Source organism: Pedobacter cryophilus (assembly GCF_005116455.1).
GTDB lineage: Bacteria > Bacteroidota > Bacteroidia > Sphingobacteriales > Sphingobacteriaceae > Pseudopedobacter > Pseudopedobacter cryophilum.
On sequence record NZ_SWBP01000003.1, the window covers coordinates 30,911 to 56,806 of the forward strand.

Sequence of the window (25,896 nt, forward strand, 5' to 3'; positions counted from 1 at the left end):
TTAACTTCGCACAACTCTTTTTTAAAGTGTTTTCCAATATAGAATTAAACAAAATATGGCTGAAGAAACAGACAATCCGAATGCAGAACAACACGATAAAATAATTCGTATAAACATAGAAGATGAAATGAAATCGGCCTACATTGATTATTCAATGTCGGTGATTGTTTCAAGGGCTTTGCCTGATGTTAGAGATGGATTAAAGCCTGTACATCGCAGGGTTTTATACGGTATGTTAGACTTAGGTTTAGCCAGTAATAAACCTTATAAAAAATCGGCCCGTATTGTAGGGGAGGTTTTAGGAAAGTATCACCCACATGGTGATAGTTCTGTTTATGACACTATGGTGCGTATGGCGCAACCCTGGAGTTTAAGATATCCTTTAGTAGATGGCCAAGGTAACTTTGGTTCTATTGATGGAGATTCACCGGCAGCAATGCGTTATACGGAGGCCCGTTTCAAAAAAATGGCCGAAGAAATGTTAGCCGATATTAATAAAGACACCATTGATTACCGTTTAAATTTTGATGATTCTTTACAAGAACCAACGGTTTTACCAGCAAAATTTCCTAATCTTTTAGTAAATGGTGCTTCGGGTATTGCTGTAGGTATGGCAACCAATATGCCACCGCATAACCTTACAGAAGTAATTGATGGAATTGTTGCTTACATAGGCAACAATGATATTGAAATTTCTGAATTGATGCAGTTTGTGAAAGCGCCAGATTTCCCTACTGGAGGTATTATTTACGGTTATGAGGGTGTTAAAGATGCTTTTGAAACCGGTAGAGGTAGAATAATGATGCGTGGAACCGCAGAAATAGAAACCTTGCCAAATGATAGAGAAAGAATTATTGTGACCGAAATACCTTATCAGGTAAATAAAGCCATGATGATTGAGCGTACTGCTGAATTGGTGAATGAGAAAAAAATTGAAGGTATTTCTGAAATCAGAGATGAATCTGATAGAGAGGGAATGCGTGTGGTTTACGAAATCAAAAGAGACGCAAACGCCGCTATCGTTTTAAATAACCTTTACAAATACACAGCCTTACAAACTTCATTTAGTGTAAACAACATTGCCTTAGTAAAAGGCAGGCCAATGATGTTGAACCTGAAAGATATGATCAGACATTTTGTTGATCATAGACATGAGGTAGTGGTTAGAAGAACTAAATTTGAATTATCAGAGGCACAAAAAAGAGCTCATATTTTAGAAGGTTTATTAATTGCTTTAGATCATATAGACGAAGTAATTAAACTGATTAGAGCTTCACAAACACCAGATGAGGCTCGTGAAGGTTTAATTGCACAATTTGGTTTATCTGATATTCAGGCAAGAGCTATTTTGGATATGACGCTTCGTCGTTTAACCGGATTAGAGCGTGATAAAATTAAAGATGAGTATGCCGAATTGATGAAATTGATTGATTATTTAAACTCAATTTTAGCAGACGAAGGTCTTAGAATGCAAATCATTAAAGATGAGTTGCAGGAAATGAGAGACAAATATGGTGATGCAAGAAGAACTATCATTGTTCATTCTGCAGCAGAAATGATGACTGAAGATTTCATTGAAGATGAATCAGTTGTGATTACCATTTCTAGAGAAGGTTATATCAAAAGAACACCTTTAACAGAATACCGTACTCAAGGAAGAGGCGGAAAAGGCGCTATAGGTTCTAACTCTAGAGATGCCGATTTTATTGAACACATTTTTATTGCATCAAACCATAATTACTTACTTTTCTTTACCGATAAAGGAAAATGTTATTGGATGAGGGTATTTGAAATACCAGAAGGCAGCAGAACTAGTAAAGGAAGAGCACTTCAAAATATCATTAACATAGAGAAAGATGAGAAAATAAGAGCTTACATTAAAGTTGTAAACTTAAAAGATCAAGAGTATCTAGAAAATAACTTTATCATTATGTGTACTAAAAAAGGTACCATAAAGAAAACCAATTTACAAGCTTACAGTCGCCCTAGATCTAATGGTATAAACGCCATTAACATTAATGAAGGAGATGAGTTATTAGAAGCAAACTTAACTTCAGGTGGTTCTGAAATTGTTATGGCTTTACGTTCTGGTAGAGCAATTAGATTTAATGAATCTACAGTTAGGCCAATGGGTAGAACCGCAACCGGAGTAAGAGGAATTAGACTTTCTGGACCAAAAGATGAGGTTGTGGGTATGATTAGTATAGAATCATCTGAAAGTACTATTTTAGTAGTATCTGAAAATGGTTATGGAAAACGTACTGATGTAGATGATTACCGTGTGACCAACAGAGGCGGAAAAGGAGTGAAGACCATTAACGTTACAGAAAAAACAGGTGAGTTGGTTTCTATTAAAGACGTAACAGATAAAGACGATTTAATGATCATCAACCGCTCTGGCATAGTTATTAGAATTGCTATGAGTAATCTTAGATCAATGGGTAGAGCAACTCAGGGAGTAAGATTAATTAAACTTAAAGGTGACGATTCTATTGCTTCAGTAGCTAAAGTAGAACATGATGAAGAGGAAGAAGTTGACGTTGAGAATTTGGTTTTAAACCCAGATGAAAACGATATTATTCCAGCTAGTGATACTACAGAAGAAGATGAAGACACCGAAGAAGAGGAAGATGAAACAGACGAAGATGCCTCTGAGGACGATAAAGAAGAATAAATCAATTTAAAAACTAAAAAAAAGTTCAAGAATGAAAAAATCAATTTTAAGCTTAATCATGCTATCTTTCTTTTTTGTAGCTATGGCACAAAAAAGCGAGATAACCGCTGCAAAGAACAATTATGCTTTGTTTGAAATTGGCTTACAAACTAAAACTCCAATTAAAAAACAATTGGAGACTTTAGAATTGGCTAAAGCAAATACAGACAAAGCTATTCTTAATGAAAAAACCAAAGACTTGGCCGAACTTTGGGCTTACCGTGGTGTTATTTACTCTTCAATAGCAGTAACAGACACTTTGAACAAAAGTAATGCTGAGTCAGCTTTTAAAACAGCTCAAGAAGCTATCGTAAAAGCAAAATCTTTAGATGCTAAAAGTGAGTTTAAGCAACAAATAGAAAATGCTGAAAAGAATTTAGCTATTATGATGCAAAACAAAGGCGTAGCAGCATTTGCCAAAAAGGATTATAAAGAAGCTTATACCTCGTTTAAGTTTATTTCTGAGGTAATGCCTACAGATTCTTTATTTAGTATGTACACTGCAATTGCTGCCAATAGTGCTCAACTATATGATGAGGCTATTAAGTACTATGCAAAAACTATTGAAATTAATCCAAAAAATCCTTCTTTGTATCAAGAACTAGGTAGAGTTTATTTAGTTAAATCTGATACAGCGGCTGCATTAAAAGTGATAGAAGCAGGAAGAGCGGCACATCCTGAATATATGGGTTTAGTTTACGATGAATTAAATATCTATTTAAACAAAGGAGAAGCATCTAAGCAAATTGCAAAAATTGAAAATGCGATAGCTAAAGATCCAAAAAACAAAACATTATTGTTTGTTGCTGGTGTAGCTTATTCTGCAGCTAAGCAGAGAGATAAAGCAGAGGCATCTTACAAAAAAGCTTTAGAATTAGATCCTAATTATGCTGATGCTATTTACAACCTAGCTATTATTTACATAGATAGAGGTAATAACTATATTATTGAAGCTAACAAATTGCCAAATAATAAAGCATCTGAAGCAAAGTATAATGATCTTAAGAAGAAGTTTGAAACAGAATTAAGCAATGCTATACCTTTATTAGAAAAAGCAAGAGAATTAAATCCTAAGGATGTAAATACACTTACTACCTTAAGAGAGGTTTATGTAAAGACTAACAAATTAGAGAAGGCAGCTGAAGTAAAGAAAGCCCTAGAGCAATTGTAAATCACGCTACTTTATAAGAAAAGAGTCCCGAATAATTTCGGGACTTTTTTTATGACATTTATTTTGAAAATATCTTTTAAGATGCTCTCATCTCATTAATATTATTAGTTGAGGAATTATGAATATTAAAATTAGCGGAAGGTAGACATTCTTGTACCTATTTATAGTCACAAGTAGGGTTTAACCCACATAAACAATAAAGAAATTTAAGGTTTTAAACGCTTATACTTAAGCTGAAAACAACACGATACAGCCATAAACGGAGCATTGTACTTAAGAAAACATTTAGGGCTGTTTCCAATATATTTACCCTAATCATACTTATTTTGCTTACGAAATAAGTTGTTAAACTAAAAAGTCCAAACATAATGCTTGGACTTTAAAAAACTGTGTTTAAATTTTTTTAATCTTTTCTACCACCAATAATAGAGAAACTTACATAACGTTTAGGATTCGCCTTAAAGTCGACCATTAATTTATCTAAGTTTTCTGCGGCATTGTTTAAGTTGTTATATAATTTTTCATCATTCAACAATAAACTTAAAGAACCAGTACCATTATTTATTTTAGCAATAGAGGCTTGTAAATCGGCGACAGCCTTATTGGCATTATCCATAGTTTCTTTAAAATTAGTCTTTGCCATTTGATCAGATAGACTATTAAAATTAGTTAATATGGAGTTTATTTTTTCATTATTGTTTTTCAAATTTGAAGAAATAGATTCTGCATTAGATAATATGTTATCTATTCTAACTGCCTGAATACCTACAGCTCCGTCAACCTTTTTAGAAGTAGATTCTAAGGTTTCTAAAGTTTTAGCAATACTTTCAAAGCTTTTGTTTACATTTTTTTGAAATGTAGGATTCATAATAAGATTAACGGAAGTTAAAATAGAATCTAAACGAGAAACAATCATTTGTGCTTTCTTTTGTACAGGTTCAACCTGTTCCATTAAATTCATTTGCACATTTGCATTTAAAGTATCACCATCAAGGGCATATTGCAGGCTGTTTCCTAAATCAAAAATAACTGCTTTACTGCCTAGTAAATCGGTACTCTCTAATCTGGCTATGGTGTTTTTTGGAATGGAGTATTTAGGATTAATTTTAAACTGAGCTATAATTTGTCCGTTAGGTTGAAGCGTAAGCGCAGATACTCGTCCTATTTGATAGCCATTTACTAATACAGGTTTAGAAATGGCCAAACCTTCTACTTTGTCATATTTTGCATAAAACTCATTTTCACTCACAAAAATGTCGTTTCCTTTTAAAAAGTTGTATCCTATTATAAATATTGCAATAGCAAAAGCTGCTAAAATTCCTACTTTGGTTTCGTTAGAGATTTTCAAATTATTATGGGTTTAAACAAACTTAGACAATTACTCCAATTAAGATTCAATTTGCTTCTTATAATTGATAATAGCATTAAGTATGTTGTTAATTATTGCCCCCTGACCTTCGTCTGAGTTAATGTATTTTTCTTCTTCGGGATTACTGATAAAGCCAATTTCAGTTAAAATTGCAGGCATTCCTGCTCTTTGTAATACTGCTAAGCCTTGTTCTTTAACCCCGCGGTTAATTCTACCTTCTTTAATATATTCATCTTGCACTAATGATGCCAATTTAATGCTTTGGTCTCTAAAGGCGTTTTTCATTAAAGAAAAAATAATATAACTCTCTGGGTCGTTAGGGTCAAATCCACCATAATTGGTTTTATAATCTTTTTCCAACAAAATAGAAGCATTTTCTCTAATGGCTACATCTTGTTCATCTAAACGATTAAAACCGGCTACAAAAGTTTCTGTTCCTCTAGTTACAGGATTAGGAATGCTTCTGTAACCATAAACTGGTTTGCCTTTTAAATACTTAATTACATACCGTTGTTTAATTGGAGGCATAGAATTACAATGTATGGATATAAATAAATCTGCTTTTTCTCTGTTAGCAATACCTATTCTGTCATACAATTTAACAAAAACATCAGTTGTTCTGGTATAAACTACCCTAACTCCAGGCATTTTTGCCTCAATCTCTCTACCTAATTTAAGCGCTACAGTTAAGGCTACATCTTTTTCTTTAGAGAAAGAACCATGGGTAGAACCATCTTGTCCGCCATGGCCAGCATCTATTATGATAGTTTTAACCTTACTTCCTGTTGATAAATAATTATCTTCTTTAGCTACTTTTGCCGAAGTAAAAAGGATGGTACAAAAACTTGTTAATATTAAACAGTGAATAAACCTCTTCGATGTTGTAATTTTCATTAATTTTGGGCGTTTTTTGTTATTCTTGCTTACAAAAATATTATTCTTATTTGATTTTGAAATTTACCTATATATTTTTTACATATCTTCTATTATTTGTACACATTGGTACGAAAGCATCAACGCTTTTTCAACAAGATACTACAAAAAAAATAGGTGCTGAAAAAACCTTTTCTTCTCCAGATTCCATTAGAACGGATACTTTAAAGAAAAATTCTAAGCAAAGTCAAATCAACGATGTTATTAAGTTTACAGCGGCAGATTCTTCTGTTTATGATGCTAAAAATAATGTTTGGTATTTATACGGAAAAGCTCGTGTAACCTACGGAGAGAAGGAAGTTGACGCAGGTTTTATCAAGCTAAACCAAAAAGACAATACCATTTTTGCTAAAGGTAAAATAGATTCTTTAGGTAGGTTTTCTGGTCTGCCAATCTTTAAAGATCCAGAGCAAGGGGCGCTTACTGCCGATTCTGTTTTTTACAATTTTAAAACTTCAAAAGGGAAAATTTATCAGGTATATACCGAGCAAGAAGGAGGCTATATCACTGGTGGAAAAATAAAAAAACAACAGAACGAAGAGATACATTTAAAGGGAGTAACTTATTCAACTTGTAATTTACCAAACCCTCACCAACATTTTGGTATTGTGATTACTAAAGGGATAGCCACAGAAAATCAAATTATTACTGGTCCGGCTTATTTGGTAATAGAAGATGTCCCCATTCCGTTAGTTTTGCCTTTCGGATTTTTTCCCAAACCTAATAAAAGAGCATCGGGTATTATTTTACCTCAAGTGGGTGAAGATGCTACTTTAGGCTTTTTCTTAAGAGACTTTGGTTATTATATTGGCTTAAATGATTATTGGGATTTAACCTTAAAAGGCGGAATTTACTCTAAAGGATCTTATGAAGCCAATGCAGCTAGTAGGTATACCAAGCGCTATAAATACTCTGGAAACTTGTTTTTCTCTTATTCTTCCAGAAAATTTGGAGTAGAAGGAACGCCAGAATTTGAGAATCCGACTAAAGATTTCAGAATTCAGTGGTCTCATCAACAAAATCCAAATGCAAGGCCAGGTTCTACTTTTGGCGCTTCGGTAAATGCAAGTACTAGCGGTGCTTTTAGAAACGTACCAGGTAATAACTTTAATTCAATTATTCAAAATCAGTTGAGTTCTAGTATTTCTTACAGTAAAACGTGGGCTAATAGTCCTTTTAATTTGAGTACTGCTTTAACACATAGCCAAAATTTAACTTCCAGAACCGTTACTTTAGGTTTGCCTTCTTTAAACTTTGGGATGTCTACTTTAAACCCATTTGATAAAAAGGATAGGATAGGAGAACAAAAATGGTATCAAAGAATTGCAGTGGGTTATTCGCTTCAAGCTGATAATCAGTTAAACACTACCGATTCGCTATTATTTAAGAAAGAAACTCTAAGTAAAATTAGAAGCGGAATACAACACAATATTCCAATTTCAATGTCATCAAAGGTTTTAAAATACTTTCAGTTTAGCCAAAACCTTAACTACAGCGAAAAATGGTATTTCCAAACCATAAGAAAAAATTACATTGCCAGACCAACAACTACCGGTACCAAAGATTCTTTAGGAATAGATACTATACCAGGTTTTAGAAGAGCCAGCGATTATAGTTTAGGAGGTGGGTTATCTACCAAAATATACGGAACTGTAAACTTTAAAAAGGGGAAATTGGTAGCTATACGACATGTTTTTACGCCAAACGTAGGTTTCTCTTATCGTCCAGATTTTGGTCAGCCAAAATATAATTATTACGATAGCGTACAGTTAGATCAATCTGGTAGAAGGCAAGCTTATTCTATATTTGAAAACAGTTTATACGGAGGGCCAGGGCAAGGAAAAAGTGCTGCTATCACCTTTGGTTTAGAAAACAACATCGAAATAAAGATGAAAAGTTCTAAAGACACTACCAATAGCGGAATCAAAAAAATACCCATTTTACAAGGCTTAAGCTTAAATGGCTCGTATAATTTTGTAGCCGATAGTTTAAAGCTTTCTCAATTAGGCTTTAGTGGAAGAACCTTTTTTACCGAAAAATTAGGAATCAGTTTCTATGGTAATTTAGATCCTTATGTTTTTCAAAAAGAAATAGTAAGCGGGCAATTAGTGGGCAGAACTATTAATAAATACAGATGGGAACAAGGTAAACTACCCAGATTAACCAATTTTGGTTTTTCTTTTGATTACAGTTTAAACTCTAATACTTTAGGTAAAAACAATAAGGCAAATAATCCGCCAACAGGCAACAGTCCTGATCTATTTAACAGGGTAAATGCAGAGCAGGCAGATCAGTTAAGGCAAATTAGCAGAAATTCTAATGCTTTTGTTGATTTTAATGTGCCTTGGAATTTAAGCTTCTATTACAATTTTAGTTATTCTAATACAGGCTTAACCAAAGCTTTGGTACAAACTTTAAATGCTAATGGCGATTTTAGCTTAACCCCAAAATGGAAGGTACAATTTAATTCGGGTTACGATTTTCAAAATAAGGCCATCAGTTTAACCTCATTCTCTATCTATCGCGATTTACATTGCTGGGATATGGCCATCAGATGGATTCCATTTGGCCCTTTCCAAAGCTATAATGTAGATTTAAAAGTAAAAGCATCTATTTTGCAAGATCTTAAACTAAGCAAACGCAGAGAGTATTACAATCAATTCTAAAATATGCTAGCAGAAATAATCACCATTGGTGATGAAATTTTAATTGGTCAAATTGTAGATAGCAATTCTGCTTGGATGGCCACCGAATTGAATAAAATAGGCATTAAGGTAAAACAAATCACTTCTGTATCTGATGATGATCAACATATTTTAGAAGCCTTAAAAAATGCCGAAAACAGAGCAGATATTATCATTATGACAGGTGGCTTGGGCCCAACAAAAGATGATATTACCAAAAAAACTTTAGCCATCTATTTTCAATCTAAAGAAATGGTTTTACACCAACCAACTTTAGCTATCGTAACTAATATTTTTGCCAAGTACAAAGCGCCATTATTAGAAGTAAACATGCAGCAAGCCATGGTGCCTAATAATTGCGAGGTTTTGTTAAACCAACAAGGTACCGCTCCAGGAATGCTGTTTAGAAAAGATAAAAAAATATTTATCTCTATGCCAGGCGTTCCTTACGAGATGATGAATTTGATGACCAGTACTGTTTTGCCACTCATTAAAGAAGAATTTAAACTTCCGGCAGTATATCATCAAACTATTTTAACTGCTGGTGTAGGCGAATCTTTTTTAGCCGAAAAGATTAAGGATATTGAAGAAACATTGCCGCCGCATATCAAATTAGCTTATTTACCCAAATTAGGTTCGGTAAGATTGAGATTGAGTACTACTCAACATGCCTCAGATGAAATAAAAAAAGAGGTTTTGGCTTACGCCGATAAAATTATCGAGCGAATTCCAGATGTTTGGATTGCTAAGGAAGATATTCCTATAGAGAAAGTGATTTTAAACTTAATGGAGGTTAATCATTTAACTTTATCTGTTGCCGAAAGTTGCACAGGAGGCGCCATATCTCAAATGATTACTCAACATCCGGGATGTTCTAAAGTATTTGCAGGTGGTGGAATTGTTTATTCTTACGAGTTAAAATCAAAATTATTAGGGGTTAAGCCCGAAACCTTAGCTCAATTTGGTGCCGTTAGTGAAGAAACCATTAATGAAATGGTAACTGGCGCCCTATTAAATTTTGAAACTGATTATGCCGTTGCAGTAAGTGGAATTGCAGGTCCTGATGGTGGAATGCCCGATAAACCTGTTGGTACAGTTTGGATAGCCGTTGCCAATAAAAATAAGGTAGTGGCTAAAAAATATAATTTTGGGAATAAGAGAGCCCAAAATATAGAAAGATCAGCAATGGCAGCCTTAAATCTTTTATTCAGATTGTTGAAAGAGTTTCATTCTTAAGTTAATCTATATTACTATTTTTGCACAAACCAATTTTTATAATTCATGGCTCAATACGAACTTTTATTGCCTAAAATGGGGGAAAGTGTTGCTGAGGCAACCATTATCAGATGGGAGAAAAATCCAGGTGATAGCATAGCAATAGACGATACCATTTTAGAGATCGCTACAGACAAGGTAGATTCTGAAGTTCCTTCGCCAGTGGCAGGAAAAATGGTGAAGCATCTTTTTAATGAAAATGATGTTGCCCAAGTGGGTGATGTTATCGCTATCATAGAAATTGAAGGTAGTGAAGGAGAAATTGTGTTAGAAGAGCAACCAGAAGTTATTGAAGTAGAAGCAGTAGCCGAAAAAGTTGAAGAAATTCCTTTTGTGCCAGAAGAAGAACCAAAATCAGAAGGAATTGATTTTGTAGCTTCAGATCGTTTTTATTCTCCATTAGTAAAAAGCATCGCTCAAGAAGAAGGAATTAAGATAGAAGAATTACATCAAATTAAAGGATCAGGAAGTGAAGGCAGAGTCACCAAAGATGATCTTTTACAATTTATAGAAAACCGACAACAACCAGCAGCTTCACCTGTAGCATCAGCTCCTGCCCAAGAGGTGAAAGCAGTTTCTGCTCCAGTTGCTTCGGCACCTAAAGTAGAAAGCCCAGTGCCAGCAGCAACAAAAACAGAAGCTCCAAAACCAGCTCCAACAGTATCAGTAAATGGTGGAGATGAAATTATAGAAATGGACAGGATGCGTAAACTAATTGCCGATCACATGGTGAATAGTAAGCATATTTCGGCCCATGTTACTTCATTTGTAGAAGCAGATGTGACCAATATGGTACAATGGCGTAATAAAATTAAAAATAGCTTTGAGAAAAGAGAAGGAGAGAAAATTACTTTTACTCCCATATTTATTGAAGCAGTTGCCAAGGCCATTAAAGATTTACCTATGATCAACGTCTCGGTAAATGGGACTCAAATTATCAAGAAAAAGGATATTAATATTGGAATGGCGGCCGCTTTACCAAGCGGAAATTTAATTGTTCCGGTGATAAAAAATGCCGATCAACTCAACTTAGTAGGTTTAACTAAATCTGTAAATGATTTGGCTAACCGCTCTCGTATCAATAAGTTACAGCCAGATGAAATACAAGGGGGGACTTTTACTTTAACCAATGTAGGTACTTTTGGTAACGTAATGGGTACGCCAATTATTAACCAACCACAAGTTGCGGTTTTAGCGGTTGGCGCTATTAAAAAGAAACCAGCAGTTATTGAAACCGAATACGGAGACGTGATTGCTATCAGACACATGATGTTTCTTTCACTTTCTTATGATCACCGTGTGGTAGATGGTTCTTTAGGTGGAAGTTTTGTAAGAAAAGTTGCTGATTACCTAGAAGCTTGGGATGTAAACAGAGAAATTTAATTTATTATTGTGATAATTATTAAAAGACAGGTTTTGTTAAGCCTGTCTTTTTTTGTTAACGATTTTCTTGGAGAGTAAAATCTGTAAATATTTAATTGAGCATCATTGGGCAAATTCCCAAGCAGATTTGTACATCGCCAAGTTTTCTGTGTACTTGATAAAACCATTATAAAAATCAGATTGGGCAATGGTTGCACTATCTCCAATCACCACCAACTTTTTCTTTGCTCGGGTTAGCGCTACGTTCATTCTTCTGGTGTCAGCTAAAAAACCAATATTATTTTGTGTATTGCTTCTGGTTAAACTAATGTAAACCACATCTCTTTCTTGCCCTTGAAAACTATCTATAGTGTTTATAGAGATTTGCTTATTATATGGTTTTAATTCTTCGGCTTGGGAAATGAGTTCTCGTAAATGGTGAACTTGTGTTTTATAAGGAGAAATGACTGCTATTGTAGGGAAATTTTCTACCGAATAATTTTCACTTAGTTTTGCGATGTAATTTATTAAATGTGTCACCAAAAAAATAGCTTCTTCTATGTTGTTTAAACTTGTACCATCTTGTTTTTCGTTAAAGCCACATCCTGCAGTATCTATAAATTCAATTGGCGAATCATTCTCAAATAAAATTTGTGTTGCAACAGTTTGATGAGCTTGTAGCTTGCTTTTATAGAAAATTTGTGATGGATAAGACATAATAGACTCATGCATACGGTATTGCTCTTCCAGTAAAATCACACTTTCAGGATATAAAATCACACATTTTTCAAACAAAGTATGACCTAATCCTTTTTTTGCAGCTAAAGCGGATTTAACAGTTGGCGGCAGTTGACAATGATCTCCGGCAAAAATTACTTTGTTGGCTTTTAATAAAGGAATCCAACAGGCAGGCTCTAAAGCTTGCCCTGCCTCATCAATAACTACAGTGTTAAAATGGAGATCTCTAATGGTATAATGATTTGCACCTACCAAAGTAGCGGTAATGACTTGGGCTTTTTCTATTAAATTTTCTGTAATATATTCCTCAATTCGTCCAACATCTTTCATCAGCTTACGCGATTCGTCTAACAACGCATTTTTTTGCTCACGTTCTGCTCGTCCAAAACTTCGCTTATATTTATGAGCCATATTTTTAAATTCGGCGGCTCGCTTTCTTAAGTCTTTAAGCTGTTTTCTATCGGGATGCTCGGCTATTTTATGATCTAAAGTAAGTGAAATAAGATCTGAAGAAACCCTAGCTGGGTTGCCAATTCTTAATACATTTAACCCTTCGGCAGCCAATTTAGTACTTAATAAATCTACTGCAGTATTGCTTGGGGCAACAATTAAAATTTGTTTATCGCCATTGTTTATCAAAGCTTTTACGGCTTCAACTAATGTGGTGGTTTTTCCTGTTCCGGGAGGGCCATGTACAATGGCTAAATTTTTAGCATTGATAATTTTATTGACTGCTAATTGTTGTGCCGCATTCAGTTTTTGGCTAGTAAAAGGAGTTGTTTGAGTTGAAAATTCGGGATTCCCATCTCCAGATAATAACCTTACTAAATGCCCTTTTTCTTTGTTTTCTATTAATTGAACTGCTTTTTTAATGGCATTTTGCATTTCCTGATAGCTGTTATTATCAAAAAGCAAATCAATACCTAATTTCCCATCGTTACACCAATCAGGCAATTCATCGGTACGCAAGGTGATTTTCATGATGTTATTTCCGTAGAAATTCACAATAGCTTCTAAACGATCTGTTTGAGGATTGTGATTAGAGAATAATGCAACTGGCATTCCAAATCTAAATTGATGATTTACATCATGATGCGTAGTGCGTTCAATTTCAACGGTTAAATAATCTCCACGACTCATTTCTGTCCCTCTAATAGCTATTGGATACCATGCTAAACCATTGACTCTTCGTTCTGAAACAGGACTGGTTTGGGTTTGCTTTAGAAACGTGGATAAGTCTTCTTCCTTCTCTATTTTTAAGAGTTCCAGAAGATTTTGGAAATAATTCATTGTCGGCAAAGATAAAATATATTTTAAGGTTAAAATGGATAAGAGATGGTTTAGCCTAGCTAACACTTTTTAAATTTTGCATAAATTATGAAGGTGAATGTTGATGTTTTGTTTACTCTTCTTTAAGGCTTAATATGTGTAAAGATTTGGCTAAAGCCAATTGCATTCATTTTATAATAGAATGGGCTAAAGCACCATTCCTATTAATCTTAGTATTGTAGTGATTGTGTTATAGGTGTGTTTGAAAATTATCTTCAGAAATAGGCTATATTATTTAATCTCGTATTTTAATTGCCTCCAGATTTATCTGGAGGACAAATAAAAAATGCTTTTTAGTTTTGTATGATTTATGAAGGTGAATGATGATGTTTAGCCACCCTTAGTTCCAAAAGATTTGGCTAAAGCCAATTGCATTCCTTTTATAATAGAATGGGCTAAAGCACCATTCCTATTAATCTTAGTATTGTAGTGATTGTGTTATTGGTGTGTTTGAAAATTATCTTCAGAAATAGGCTATATTATTTAATCTCGTATTTTAATTGCCTCCAGATTTATCTGGAGGACAAATAAAAGATGTTAGGAATTGGCTTTAGCAAAAAAACCAATGTATTTTTAGATTTCAATCAATTTAAAATTGACTAATTATATCAATTAAGTATTTTCAATTGCCTCCAGATTTATCTGGAGAATAAATAAAAGATTTTAAAAATTGGCTTTAGCCAAAATATCACCCAATGTCTTCTAAGATTTCAATAGATTTAATGTTGACTAATGAGATTAATAATTGTTTTCAATTGCCTTTAGATTTATCTGGAGGCAAAAAAGATGTTAAAAATTGGCTTTAGCCCAAATATTACCCAATGAATCTCTCAAATTTATATTTATCCATAAATTCATCATATTCTTCATTAAATGTTTTCTTTTTATGATGCTCTTCTTGATTTTTAATGTAAAGTCTTATTTTTTCTATAACAGACTCTGAAACTGAAACAGCAAAATATTCATCTTGCCATTCAAATTTATTACTACCTAAAATATCACGAAATTGCTCTTGTTTATTCATCCAAAAAGATGATTCTCCTTTTATTAATTGCATAATTTTTTGAATGTTTTGGTCTACACCTAAAGAAACTAAACAATGGCAATGATCGCTGTATCCATTTATAAAATCTATGAATATTCCTTTCTCTTTAGCATTTTCTTTAATATGTTGCCAAAGTGCTTTTCTTATTTATGGAGTTATCAGAAAAGGCTCTCTGTTTTTAGTGCTCCAAACAAAATGGATATATACTTTAATAAAAGGCATTTTTTTAATAATTAGATAATGTAAGATATAAATTACTTTACTAATTCATAAAGATAAATAGTGATTTAGCTTAGCACTGCACTTTCTAATTTAAACCGGATTGAATTGAAAATCCCTGCCTGTCCGGCGAGGCAGGCTTTTTGTTTTTCACAAAAAGATTGCAACAAAAAGCCGGACTAGCGGGATTTAAATTGCATAAGAGTACCTTTTCTAAAAACAAAAAAGCACCTGCTATAAAACAGGTGCTAAATCATTAAATAAAAAGAGTTTTATATATTTTCTGATTGAAGTAAAGCTTCAATTGTAATATGAGTAGGGGCAACTAAATTTCCGGTATCAGCAATAAAAGCACCGTCACTTAAGATTAGATCTTTGGCTTCAATAATATCGCTCAATTTTATACTTCCAATAACATAATGATATTCGCGAGAAGAATAACGTTCCTCTATGTCTATAAAAGGCAGTTTTTCTACTAAATCTTCTTGGTTAAAGCGTAAATAAACTTGTAATATTTCTTCGTTATTAAAAGTTACTTTTTCTTCAATGAGAGTTTTCTTATACTCATAACGATAATCATATCTTAAAGCAGAAATATCAGAGAAAACTGCTGCTCCGGTAGGGTGGCCTCCGGCTCCTTTACCAAAAAAGAACTGTTGATCTGCAAAGGCAGCTTGTACACTTACGCCATTGTACTCGTTTTCTACATTAAAAAGGAAATCTTCTTTTTTAACTAATTTGGGCAAAACGTAAATACTCACTTCATTATCGTTTTGCTTTTTAGCAACGGGAACCAATTTAATTTTCTGGCCTTTTTCTCTGGCATATTGCAAATCGCTGGTTTGTAGGTTTTGTATACCGATATTTAAAATATCATCTGGATTGACAAATAAACCGTAAGCATGCGCAGCAGCGATAGTTACTTTGTATTTAGAATCATAACCGCCAACATCTAAAAGAGGGTCTGTTTCTGCAAAACCTAAATCTTGAGCTTTTTTTAAGGCTGCATCATAAGTTTGATTTTCATTAAAAACTTTAGAAAGAATGTAGTTAGAAGAACCGTTAAAAATTCCGCTTACGGCATATAATAATTCGTTATCATAATATTCCTCTAAGTTTCTGATGATAGGAATACTGCCACAAACGGCGCCTTCATACAGTAAAGAAGTGCCATATTCATGTTGTATAGCCACCAATTCTTCTAAATGATTAGCAATCATTTTTTTATTGGCAGATACTACATTTTTACCGTTTTTAAGCGCATAAGTTACTATTTCATAAGCGGCTTCGGCATCATTTATTAGTTCTATAATGGTATTGATTTCTGGGTTATTTAAGATTTCCCATTTATCGGTAGTGAACAATTCTTGTGGTAAAGTCCTTTTTTTAGATGGATCTTTAATGGCTATTTTTTTGAATTCTAAATTCAAGTGTCGGCTTACGGTGATGTCATATAATCCTTGTCCAACTACACCAAATCCAAATAAACCTATATTTAATTTCTTACTCATTTTATGCTATTCTTAAATTTTTCTGATTTTTATTGGCGGCATTTTTTTTGATAAATGCACCAATGATATTTTCTAATGTGCTTAATTCTAAAAGGAAACCATCATGACCATAAAAGGAGTCGATTTCAGCAAATTCTGCATCGTTGATATTTCTAGCTAAGAATTTTTGTTCTTCTACCGGGAAAAGGAAATCATTTTTTATTCCGACAACTAAAGTATTAGCTTTAATAATGTTTAAAGCGTCTTTAACCGAGTTTCTACCACGTCCAACGTGGTGACTGTCCATTGCTTTAGTTAAATAATAATAGCTATAGGCATTAAAACGTTTTACTAATTTTTCGCCTTGGTAACGTTGGTAAGATGATGCGTTAAAGTCTGTTTTCTTTTCACTATCAATCTCATGTTGTGTTTTATCATAGCTCTCGTAAGAACGATAAGAAAGTAATGCAATGCTTCTGGCTGTTTTTAAACCTTTTGAACCGCCATCTTTATGGTTGGCGTAAAAAGTTCTGTCGGAAGTAATAGCTAAACGTTGAGATTCGTTAAAAGCAATTCCCCACGGAGAGTGTTGGGCATTTGCTGCTAAAACAATTAAGTTTTTTATTCTATTTGGATTAGAGATTGACCATTCTAAGGCTTGTTGGCCACCTAATGAACCTCCAATTAGTATTTCAATATTTTCAATTTCTAGTGCATCAGCTAATATTTCATGTGCTGCCGCTAAATCTCTGATGGTAAATTCTGGAAAGGCAAGAAAAAAAGGTTGACCAGTAGTAGGATTTATGGATAGGGGATTGGTAGTACCATAATGTGAACCTATTACATTTGCGCAAACAACAAAATAATCTTGAGGATTAAACAAATCGTTTTTACCAAATAAACCTGCCCACCAGTCGCTTACATCTGAATTTGCTGTAAGTGCATGGCAAACCCAAACCACATTGCTTTTATCTTTATTTAATTTGCCGTAAGTGTGATAAGCAATTTCTAGGTTTCTTAGTTTTTTACCGTTTTCTAATTTGAATTGCTTTTTATATTGAAATTTTTTGATGCTCATGATGATATTGTAATGATGTTATAAAATGGTTAATAGAATTTCTTGGTGCGTTTTTGTTGAAAACGAGAAATATTAACACATATAACATGTATTGCAAAAGCAAAGATTTTGCATGTTGCAAATGATAGAGTTATCTTTTGTAAAAAGATGAACGGTTGAACCGGATGTTTTTGTTTGTTTTTTCATGTCTTTTAAAATTTATATTTCCCTTGCGGGCTAGGAATTGGCACCTTCTTTTTAAAGGGTTGCCAGTGGGTCTTAGAGCCTAATCTCTCGCCACTTCTTTATAAATCAAGACCTGTTATTGAAGAGGAATTGATTTTGGTATCTCAACCAAATGATATTGCGAATATAGAACAGATTTTAGTAATATTCCAAATTAAATTCTGTTTTATTTTTAAGTTACTGAAAATGAATAAAATACAAAATTCTTTTTAAAGGGGTTAAGTATTAAAAACTTGTAACTAAATAATGTTTAGATAATCTTTTGCTGTTAGAACTGGGATTTTGGAGAGTTTAAAGTCTTTAATATTACGGGTAATAATAATATCCAACTTATTTTCAATAGCACTGTAGTATTGTATGTCATCCTCAAAATCTTTAAAATCTGAATTTAAGGCTAAATCAATGATTTTGTCATCCATAGAGACAACAGAGATTAATAATTTCAATTGCCTTAAAGATTTTCTGGAATCATTTTCTTTTAATTACTGTGATAAAATATAGTGAGTATTTGCAAAAGTTAATGCAGAGGCAAAAAGTGTTACTTTCTTTTGATCTGCAAGAGTAAAGAGCATTTGAGCTTCTTTAAAAAAACTAATTCTTTTGGCCAATAAATCAAGAATAATATTGGTGTCTACAAGTAATTTTATCCATTATTACTCATGTTTTTTGATAAGAAAACGGGTATAATCTTTTTTATAGTCATCATTCTCTATTTTAATGATACCTGTTAAACTTTCAACAAGAGGGCTTATCTCTATGTTTTCAGTAGGTTTTTTAGTAAGGATTTGTAAATAATTCTCCATCATTCTAGACAAGCTTAAATTCTTGTCTTTGGCATATTTTTTAGCCTCTTCTATGATAGATTTATCTAGCTTTAAAGTGAGTTTAGTATCCATAATTACAAATCATAAGTATAAATATTTAGTACGTAATTTTTTTAAAAAAAATTATAAAACTCCCTCTAAATCGGCAATTAAATCATCAATATGCTCCAATCCAACAGAAACTCTTAATAAATTTTTAGGGGTTTTAGTATCCGGACCTTCTACCGAATAACGATGTTCTATTAAACTTTCTACTCCGCCTAAACTTGTAGCTTGAGTAAATATTTTTAAATCGTTAATCACTTGTCGGGCTTTTTCTTCTCCATCTTTTAATAAAAAAGAAAGCATTCCACCATAAGCCAGCATTTGTTTTTTTGCCAATTCATGTTGCGGATGTGACGCCAAACCTGGGTAATAAACTGCTTCAACAGCCGGGTGATTTTCTAAATAATTAGCCAATGCTTGTGCGTTAGCTACATGTCCACGCATACGATAAGGCAAAGTTTTAATGCCTCTGGTAATTAAATAACAATCAAAAGGAGAGGGAACTGCACCACCAAAACTTTGTACATTTTTTATGTTTTGCCAAAATTCATTGTTCTCTTTGGTAATTAAAATCCCACCAGTTACATCACTATGTCCGTTTAAATATTTAGTGGTAGAATGCATCACTATATCTGCACCTAAACTCAAAGGCTGCTGGCAACAAGGCGAAGCAAAGGTATTATCTACTGCAAAAATGAGCTGATGTTCTTTAGCAATATGCGCAATGGCAGCAATATCACACAATTTCAATAAAGGATTTGATGGCGTTTCGGCCCAAATTAATTTGGTTTCCCTTTTTATGGTTTGAAAAATGAGCTCGATATTAGTGAAATCAATAAAATCAAAGGTGAGCACACCGTTAAACAACATTTTTAATTGATTTCTTAAGCCATGGTACATATCATCAGGACAAATGATATGGCTGCCGGGTGCTAAAGCTTGAAAAACAGACATTCCAGCCGCATTTCCAGTAGCAAAGGCACAGGCGTCAGCTCCATTTTCTAAAGCTGCAACTACTTTTTCTAAAGATTTTCTGTTGGGATTATCTGCCCTAGAATAAATATATCCGCCAGGATAATCTCCGCTTTCACCTCTTTCAAAAGTGGTAGATAAAGTAATAGGTTGAATGGCTGCTTTGGTGGTGTTGTCCATCTGGTTACCAGAGTGGATGGCTATAGTTTCAATTTTCATTTAATCGTAAACAAATATTTATTTAAAATATGACTCAAACTTAATAATTCCGTTCTTGTTTTAACATTAAAACCAGCAAATAAAGATGGCTTTTTGCTAATTTGCACAAAATTCAAACATATGAATTCAGAACATCAGTTAGATACACTTTTAGGAGATCAAAACCTTCCTCAGGCTCACCGTAATATTGCAGAAAAAGTTAAAAATTCTGAAAGAATTACTTTTGATGAAGGCGTTTATTTATATGAAAAAGGCGAGCTTCCTTATTTGGGTATTTTGGCCAATTTTATTCGCGAGAAGCGCCATGGCAACAACACTTATTTTAACCGTAATTTTCATATAGAACCTACTAATCTTTGTGTGTACGATTGTAAGTTTTGTTCGTACTCTGTTTTAATAAAAGAAAAAGCCCAAGGTTGGGAATACACTTTAGAAGACATGATGAATATTGTGAAATCTTATGATGGCGAGCCTGTAACCGAGGCTCATATTGTAGGTGGTGTTTTGCCGCAATATGATATGGCTTTTTATCAGAGTTTATTTTCTGAAATTAAAAAACATCGTCCAGAATTGCATGTGAAAGCTTTAACTCCTGTAGAATATCATTATATATTCAAAAAAGCCAAGGTAGATTACGCTACAGGGATGAAATTGATGAAAGAATCTGGTTTAGAATCTATGCCTGGTGGTGGTGCCGAAATTTTTCATCCTGAGATAAGAGAGCAAATAGCAAAAGATAAATGTAATGCTGATCAATGGCTGCAAATTCATGAGGAATGGCATAAATTAGGAATGCGCTCTAATGCAACCATGCTTTATGGACATATTGAGGAATTTAAACACAGAATAGATCATTTAGAGCGTTTACGAAATTTGCAAGATAAAACTGGTGGTTTTCAAACTTTTATTCCTTTAAAATTTAGAAATCAGGATAACCAAATGTCTCACGTTGCCGAATCTACCATTTTAGAAGACTTACGTAATTATGCTGTTTCAAGAATTTATTTAGATAATTTTGATCATATTAAGGCCTATTGGGCTATGATTAGCAGAAGCACTGCGCAACTTTCTTTAAATTTTGGGGTAGATGATATTGATGGTACTTTAGACGATACCACTAAAATATATGCTATGGCTGGCGCCGAAGAACAACACCCAGCTATGAGCACCAAAGAATTGGTAAAACTGATTAAAGAAGTAGGAAGAAAGCCTTTAGAAAGAGATACTTTATACAACGTAATCACCGATTACGAAAATATAGAGTTTGCCGATGATGTTAAACCCAAATACTACGCCTTACCTGTTTTAAATTAATTATGAGTGATTCTACAGAAAATCAAAAATTGAAAAAGAGATTATACATTATCCGCCATGGTGAAACCGATTTAAATAAAAACGGAATAGTACAGGGCAGAGGCGTAGATTCTGATTTGAATGAGACTGGGAGAGCTCAAGGAGATGCTTTTTTTGAACGATATCAACACATCGCTTTTGATAAACTATATACTTCCAAATTAAAACGTACCCATCAAACCGTTGCCAAATTTATAGAAAAAGGGTTGAAATGGGAGCAGCTAGAAGGATTAGACGAATTAGCCTGGGGGAAATATGAAGGTATGCCTAGTACTCCAAAACTCAGAGAAGATTTTAAAAAACTAGTAGAAGCTTGGAATTTAGGGCACTTTGATGTAAGAGTAGAAGGTGGCGAGAGTCCTAATGAAGTTTACATCAGGCAGGCAGCAGCAATGCAACACATTATGCAGCAAAATGATGAACATACTATTCTAATTTGTATGCATGGTAGGGCTATTCGTTTATTACTTTGCCAATTATTAAAAAAGTCATTAGATAAAATGGATGAATTTCCTCATCAAAATACTTCTTTGTATATATTAGATTACGATGGAAAAGATTACAGCATTAAAACTTTTAACAGCTTAGATCATACCCATAAAAATGATTAGAATTTCGGCGGTAAGCTATACCAATACCATCCCTTTTATATACGGATTACAAAATGATTTAATCTCTAAAGAAATTGAATTAAGTTTAGATATACCAGCAACCTGTGCAGAAAAATTAATAGATGATAAAGTAGATATTGGCTTAATTCCAGTAGCTTCTATTTTAAATTTACCCGAAGCACATATCATTTCAGACTATTGTATTGGCGCTAATGGAGCGGTAGATTCGGTTTTTATTTTTAGCAATTGCCCAATAAATGACGTACGTTATTTGCAATTAGATCCTCAAAGTAAAACTTCCAATAATTTAGCTTTAGTTTTAATGAAAAATTATTGGAAAGTAGCTCCCGAATTGGTTTATAAAGCTAAGGAATACGGAAGATCTTCCCATCCAACAACAGCTTACGTTCAAATTGGAGATAGAACCTTTGGACAGGTAAATAAACATTCTTACGTTTATGATTTAGCCGCCGAATGGAAACTTTTTACAGGCTTAGAATTTGTATTTGCCGCTTGGGTGAGTAACAAAAAGCTAGATGATGTTTTTATAACCAAATTAAATAAAGCTTTAAAATTTGGTTTAGATAACAGATTAAAAGTATTTGAAAACATAGAAATGCGTAAAGATTTTGATCTTGTTGATTATTTAATGCATAAAATTGACTATCAATTAACCAATAGTAAAAAAGAAGCACTCAAATTATTCCATCAATATATTAAAGATTTATAGTTTCAATATTTAATTTGATCATTCCCTATTTTCCTTTTAATTTTAATCAAACAGCAATTTGTTTTTATTTAAAATTATGTAAATTGTATCGATGAATAATGAAATCGAACCTAAAGAAATTAGCCGGGATGAATATATCACTATTCATAAAGATGAATATGATGACTTTAAGCGCCTAGAACATTTTTTTGATCTCACTTTAGATTTATTTTGTATAGCAGATTTTAATGGTTATTTCAAAAAAATAAATCAATCAGTTTGCGATGTATTGGGCTATACCAGAGAAGAATTATTTGCTCAACCTATACAATTTTTTGTTTACGATGAAGATAAATACATTACACAAGGATTTAGAAATCAAGTAAAAAGTGGGGATCCTCTATTTAATTTTGAAAACAGGTATTTGACTAAAAGTGGAGAAATTGTTTGGCTTTCTTGGACATCTATGCCAGTAAAAAATGATAGTACAATTTATGCAATAGCCAAAAACGTTACTGAAAAGAAAAAATTAGAGGAAGACAAAAATATTCTTATCGAAAATATACAAAATAACAATAGAGATCTTCAGCATTTTACCAGAGTTGCTTCTCATGATTTAAGATCACCGGTAATTAATATCCTATCTATTTTAGAGCTTCTAGATGTTTCAAAAATAAGTGATACTGAAACAGTAAGAATGATTGAAATGCTCAATACAACCACTCAACAATTGTATCAAACATTAGAGCATTATATAGATGATTTAATTAAAAAAGATAATTTAGGTGATCAAAATATAGAAAATTTAGATCTTGATGTTACTTTTACTCATGTTCTAAATGCGATAGAGTCATTAATCAAAAAATCAGGAGCAACTATACATGCAGACTTTACGGTTTTCAATGAAATTAATTTTAACAGAGTTTACTTAGAAAGTATTTTTCTGAATTTAATTACCAATGCCATTAAATATGCTAGCCCGGATAGAGCCCCAATTATTCATATTTCTACCAAAGAAACAAATGGATTAAAACAAATTGTTTTTTCGGATAACGGAGTTGGGTTAGACTTAGAAAAAGTAAAAGATAAAATATTTGGCTTAAATCAAACTTTTCATCAGAATATAGATGGAAAAGGAGTGGGGCTTTATTTAGTTCAATCTCATGTGAGGGCAATGGGAGGCGAGATTTCTGTGGATAGTGAGCTTGGAAAGGGAACAACTTTTACTTTTACACTAAAGGCGTAATTATTGAATTAAAATAGCTTCCAAAAAATAAATGCGCCAAACTTTATTACAAGTTTAGACGCAAAATATCTTAATTAAATATTTTGAATGAAAAGGTAGATTAAGGTATCAATTGAACTTTAATCGCATTTAAGCCTTTAGGACCTACTTCAGTTTCAAAAGTAACTTTATCATTTTCTTTAATGGCTTGCATTAAATTATTGGCATGTACAAAAATACTATCCTGTGATACGTGATCTTTGATAAAACCAAAGCCTTTTGATTCATTAAAGAAAGTTACTGTTCCTTTTCTTGTGATTTCGGCTGGTTCTGGAGCTTCTTGTCTAGAAATACCAATTTGAATATCTTCTGTTTTATAAACAGCTTTCTTTTTGGTTGGATCTGGTGGAGTAGAAGTAATGTTTCCAAACTCATCTACATAAGCCATCATCTCATCTAAGCTTTTTCCTTTATCAGAATTAGATTTACGCTCTTCTTTCTTTTGCTCTTTATCCTGCTTCTTTTTTAATCTTTTCTTTTCTTTTTCTTTTTTACTAAATGTTTCTTGTGAGCTACCCATATTTTATTTTAAATGTATTAAAGTGCCTATTTTTTTTGTTGGAGCATTATATGATTGTACTGTACGTTTCGTGATGTTTGTAGGCGTAATCCCATCACTTAATATGCGGTATAATTTTACAAAAATAGTCAAAAAAAATTTAGCTACATATCATAAAAATAAATTAATATTCAGAATTTATTTTTATGCCTTAATTATGATTAAAGATTTAGCTGAGGGAATAGTGTTTGATGTTTTGCATTAACGATGGAAGCGGCATCCTTTATCTCCTTTTTCGGGGGATGAAGATACAGCGTACAGCGTGTTAAAATGCCCAAATTATTATTTTTGGAAGAAAAATTATTAAACCAATAATAACCGCTGCAATTACACCAATTACCACCGAAGCTGCTGCTAAATCTTTAATTCTCTTTATTTTTTCGTGTTTTTCTGGCGAAATAAAATTAGCAATCTGCTCAATTGCGGTATTTAAAAGCTCTAGTGAAAGTACTAAACCAATAGCAAAAATAATGGCAATCCATTCTGTACCCGAAACTTGAAATACAAAGCCACAAATAATAATAGCTATGGCAATTACAAAATGAACTTTAGCATTAAGCTCTTCTTTAAACAATATTTTTAATCCATTAAAAGCGTAAGAAAAACTTTTAATCACTTTAAAGAAGCCTTTTCTTTGAGTTTCCATTTAATTATTATGAAATTTTCACTTCGCAATCAGTGGTTTTTCCATTTTCAAAGTCAGAAATATTTTGAACCGTAATTTTTACAATTTGCTCTAGGGCTTCATTAGTAAAAAAGCCTTGATGTGCAGTTAATAATACGTTTGGAAACGACATTAATCTTGCAATTACATCATCTTTAATGATACTTTCTGATAAATCTTTAAAGAATAAATGTTCTTCTTGTTCATAAACGTCAATCCCTAAATAGCCTAATTTTCCTGATTTTAAAGCCTTAATAGCTTGCTTGGTATCAATAACAGCGCCTCTACTGGTGTTAATAATCATCACCCCATTTTTCATCTTTTTAAAAGCCTCTCCATCAATTAAATGTTGGGTTTCTGGAGTTAGTGGGCAGTGTAATGAAATGATATCAGCTACTTCTAATATTTCTTCAAAAGTCTGATAAACAACGCCTCTTGTCTTTAAATCTTCATTTTCGAATATATCATAGGCCAGTACTTTACAGCCAAAACCAAGCATGATTTTACAAAATTCGACTCCAATTTTACCTGTTCCAATTACACCTATAGTTTTACCGTTTAAATTAAATCCAGTTAGTTTTTTGAGTGAAAAATTATTCTCTCTAATTCTGTTATAAGCTTTATGAGTTTTTCTATTAAGGGTTAAAATTAATGCTACAGCATGTTCGGCAATTGCATTTGGAGAATATGCAGGGACCCTAAATACTTTAATCTGCTGTTCTTTTGCAGCTAATAAGTCTACATTATTAAAGCCAGCGCAACGCAAAACAATTAATTTGATGCCATATTGCGCCAATAAGGTGATGGTTTTTTTATCCATTTTATCGTTCACAAAAACACAAACAGCATCAAAACCATCGCATAGTTTAGCCGTGTCTTTATTTAATGGAGCATCAAAATAAGTGAATTGGTGAACAGAATCATTGAATTGGTCAAAGAATTCTTTATCGTAAGATTTGGCACTAAAAAGGGCAACATACATAAGTATAAACAGATATTATTTTTCTAAAAATACATTTAAAAG

20 protein-coding genes, 1 pseudogene and 1 riboswitch are annotated in these 25,896 nt (G+C 32.9%); of the genes and pseudogenes, 9 read left to right on the plus strand and 12 right to left on the minus strand.

The window, feature by feature from the left end:
• Positions 1 to 55 precede the first annotated feature (55 nt).
• Both gyrA and FA046_RS09185 read left to right on the plus strand, forming a co-directional pair.
• Positions 56 to 2,674: a DNA gyrase subunit A gene (gene gyrA / locus FA046_RS09180; protein ID WP_136826115.1), complete on the plus strand. Its 2,619-nt coding sequence runs from the start codon at positions 56 to 58 to the stop codon at positions 2,672 to 2,674.
• Positions 2,675 to 2,705: 31 nt separating this feature from the next.
• The gene (locus FA046_RS09185; protein WP_136826116.1) at positions 2,706 to 3,884 is read left to right on the plus strand and encodes a tetratricopeptide repeat protein; all 1,179 of its coding nucleotides are present in this window, start codon (positions 2,706 to 2,708) and stop codon (positions 3,882 to 3,884) included.
• A 403-nt stretch (positions 3,885 to 4,287) separates the two neighbouring features.
• Here the strand turns inward: FA046_RS09185 and FA046_RS09195 are convergent, their stop codons facing one another.
• Both FA046_RS09195 and FA046_RS09200 read right to left on the minus strand, forming a co-directional pair.
• The gene (locus FA046_RS09195) at positions 4,288 to 5,232 is read right to left on the minus strand and encodes an MlaD family protein (RefSeq protein WP_136826117.1); all 945 of its coding nucleotides are present in this window, start codon (positions 5,230 to 5,232) and stop codon (positions 4,288 to 4,290) included.
• 39 nt (positions 5,233 to 5,271) lie between these two features.
• Positions 5,272 to 6,147 carry an N-acetylmuramoyl-L-alanine amidase family protein gene (locus FA046_RS09200; RefSeq protein ID WP_136826118.1) on the minus strand — a complete coding sequence of 292 codons (876 nt, stop codon included), beginning with the start codon at positions 6,145 to 6,147 and terminating at the stop codon, positions 5,272 to 5,274.
• Between the two features lie 56 nt (positions 6,148 to 6,203).
• Between FA046_RS09200 and FA046_RS09205 the strand changes: the two genes are divergently transcribed.
• Genes FA046_RS09205 through FA046_RS09215 form a run of 3 tightly spaced genes read left to right on the plus strand, consistent with a single transcriptional unit; the run spans position 6,204 to position 11,528 of the window.
• A complete protein-coding gene (locus tag FA046_RS09205; protein ID WP_225870905.1) occupies positions 6,204 to 8,852 on the plus strand; it encodes a putative LPS assembly protein LptD in 2,649 nt (882 codons plus the stop codon).
• A gap of 3 nt (positions 8,853 to 8,855) precedes the next feature.
• A complete protein-coding gene (locus tag FA046_RS09210) occupies positions 8,856 to 10,106 on the plus strand; it encodes a competence/damage-inducible protein A (RefSeq protein ID WP_136826120.1) in 1,251 nt (416 codons plus the stop codon).
• A 45-nt stretch (positions 10,107 to 10,151) separates the two neighbouring features.
• Entirely contained in the window at positions 10,152 to 11,528 is a 1,377-nt protein-coding gene (locus tag FA046_RS09215; RefSeq protein WP_136826121.1) for a dihydrolipoamide acetyltransferase family protein, read from the plus strand.
• Between the two features lie 102 nt (positions 11,529 to 11,630).
• Here the strand turns inward: FA046_RS09215 and FA046_RS09220 are convergent, their stop codons facing one another.
• The 7 genes and pseudogenes from FA046_RS09220 to FA046_RS09250 form a co-directional block, all read right to left on the minus strand.
• Entirely contained in the window at positions 11,631 to 13,535 is a 1,905-nt protein-coding gene (locus FA046_RS09220; protein ID WP_136826122.1) for an AAA domain-containing protein, read from the minus strand.
• Between the two features lie 853 nt (positions 13,536 to 14,388).
• Positions 14,389 to 14,766: a transposase gene (locus FA046_RS09225; protein WP_205943640.1), complete on the minus strand. Its 378-nt coding sequence runs from the start codon at positions 14,764 to 14,766 to the stop codon at positions 14,389 to 14,391.
• Between the two features lie 344 nt (positions 14,767 to 15,110).
• Complete coding sequence (locus FA046_RS09230; RefSeq protein WP_136826123.1) at positions 15,111 to 16,349, minus strand: homoserine dehydrogenase; 1,239 nt, start codon at positions 16,347 to 16,349, stop codon at positions 15,111 to 15,113.
• 1 nt (position 16,350) lies between these two features.
• The gene (metX, locus tag FA046_RS09235; protein ID WP_136826124.1) at positions 16,351 to 17,406 is read right to left on the minus strand and encodes a homoserine O-acetyltransferase MetX; all 1,056 of its coding nucleotides are present in this window, start codon (positions 17,404 to 17,406) and stop codon (positions 16,351 to 16,353) included.
• 195 nt (positions 17,407 to 17,601) lie between these two features.
• Positions 17,602 to 17,699: riboswitch (SAM riboswitch) on the minus strand.
• Between the two features lie 171 nt (positions 17,700 to 17,870).
• Positions 17,871 to 18,278: pseudogene (locus tag FA046_RS17615) on the minus strand (type II toxin-antitoxin system VapC family toxin).
• 6 nt (positions 18,279 to 18,284) lie between these two features.
• Positions 18,285 to 18,527: a DUF6364 family protein gene (locus FA046_RS09245; protein WP_136826125.1), complete on the minus strand. Its 243-nt coding sequence runs from the start codon at positions 18,525 to 18,527 to the stop codon at positions 18,285 to 18,287.
• A 51-nt stretch (positions 18,528 to 18,578) separates the two neighbouring features.
• Positions 18,579 to 19,691 (minus strand): trans-sulfuration enzyme family protein, encoded by a 1,113-nt coding sequence (locus FA046_RS09250; RefSeq protein WP_136826126.1) that lies wholly within the window; start codon positions 19,689 to 19,691, stop codon positions 18,579 to 18,581.
• Between the two features lie 120 nt (positions 19,692 to 19,811).
• On the opposite strand from FA046_RS09250, the gene mqnE reads away from it, so the two are divergent.
• The 4 genes from mqnE (at position 19,812) to FA046_RS09270 (ending at position 23,610) form a co-directional block, all read left to right on the plus strand.
• Entirely contained in the window at positions 19,812 to 21,005 is a 1,194-nt protein-coding gene (mqnE, locus tag FA046_RS09255; protein ID WP_136826127.1) for an aminofutalosine synthase MqnE, read from the plus strand.
• 2 nt (positions 21,006 to 21,007) lie between these two features.
• The gene (locus FA046_RS09260) at positions 21,008 to 21,655 is read left to right on the plus strand and encodes a histidine phosphatase family protein (RefSeq protein WP_205943631.1); all 648 of its coding nucleotides are present in this window, start codon (positions 21,008 to 21,010) and stop codon (positions 21,653 to 21,655) included.
• The gene (locus tag FA046_RS09265; RefSeq protein ID WP_136826128.1) at positions 21,648 to 22,385 is read left to right on the plus strand and encodes a menaquinone biosynthetic enzyme MqnA/MqnD family protein; all 738 of its coding nucleotides are present in this window, start codon (positions 21,648 to 21,650) and stop codon (positions 22,383 to 22,385) included. Before FA046_RS09260 ends, FA046_RS09265 begins: the two co-directional genes overlap by 8 nt.
• A 91-nt stretch (positions 22,386 to 22,476) precedes the next feature.
• Positions 22,477 to 23,610, plus strand: a complete 1,134-nt coding sequence (locus FA046_RS09270; RefSeq protein WP_136826129.1) for a PAS domain-containing sensor histidine kinase — start codon at positions 22,477 to 22,479, stop codon at positions 23,608 to 23,610.
• A 100-nt stretch (positions 23,611 to 23,710) separates the two neighbouring features.
• Here FA046_RS09270 and FA046_RS09275 read toward each other — a convergent pair whose 3' ends face one another.
• From FA046_RS09275 to FA046_RS09285, 3 genes are all read right to left on the minus strand, one after another.
• Positions 23,711 to 24,169, minus strand: coding sequence for a cold-shock protein (locus FA046_RS09275; RefSeq protein ID WP_136826130.1), 459 nt, complete (start codon positions 24,167 to 24,169; stop codon positions 23,711 to 23,713).
• Between the two features lie 304 nt (positions 24,170 to 24,473).
• Complete coding sequence (locus FA046_RS09280; protein WP_136826131.1) at positions 24,474 to 24,854, minus strand: diacylglycerol kinase family protein; 381 nt, start codon at positions 24,852 to 24,854, stop codon at positions 24,474 to 24,476.
• A gap of 7 nt (positions 24,855 to 24,861) precedes the next feature.
• The gene (locus FA046_RS09285; RefSeq protein WP_136826132.1) at positions 24,862 to 25,854 is read right to left on the minus strand and encodes a 2-hydroxyacid dehydrogenase; all 993 of its coding nucleotides are present in this window, start codon (positions 25,852 to 25,854) and stop codon (positions 24,862 to 24,864) included.
• Between the last annotated feature and the right edge of the window lie 42 nt (positions 25,855 to 25,896).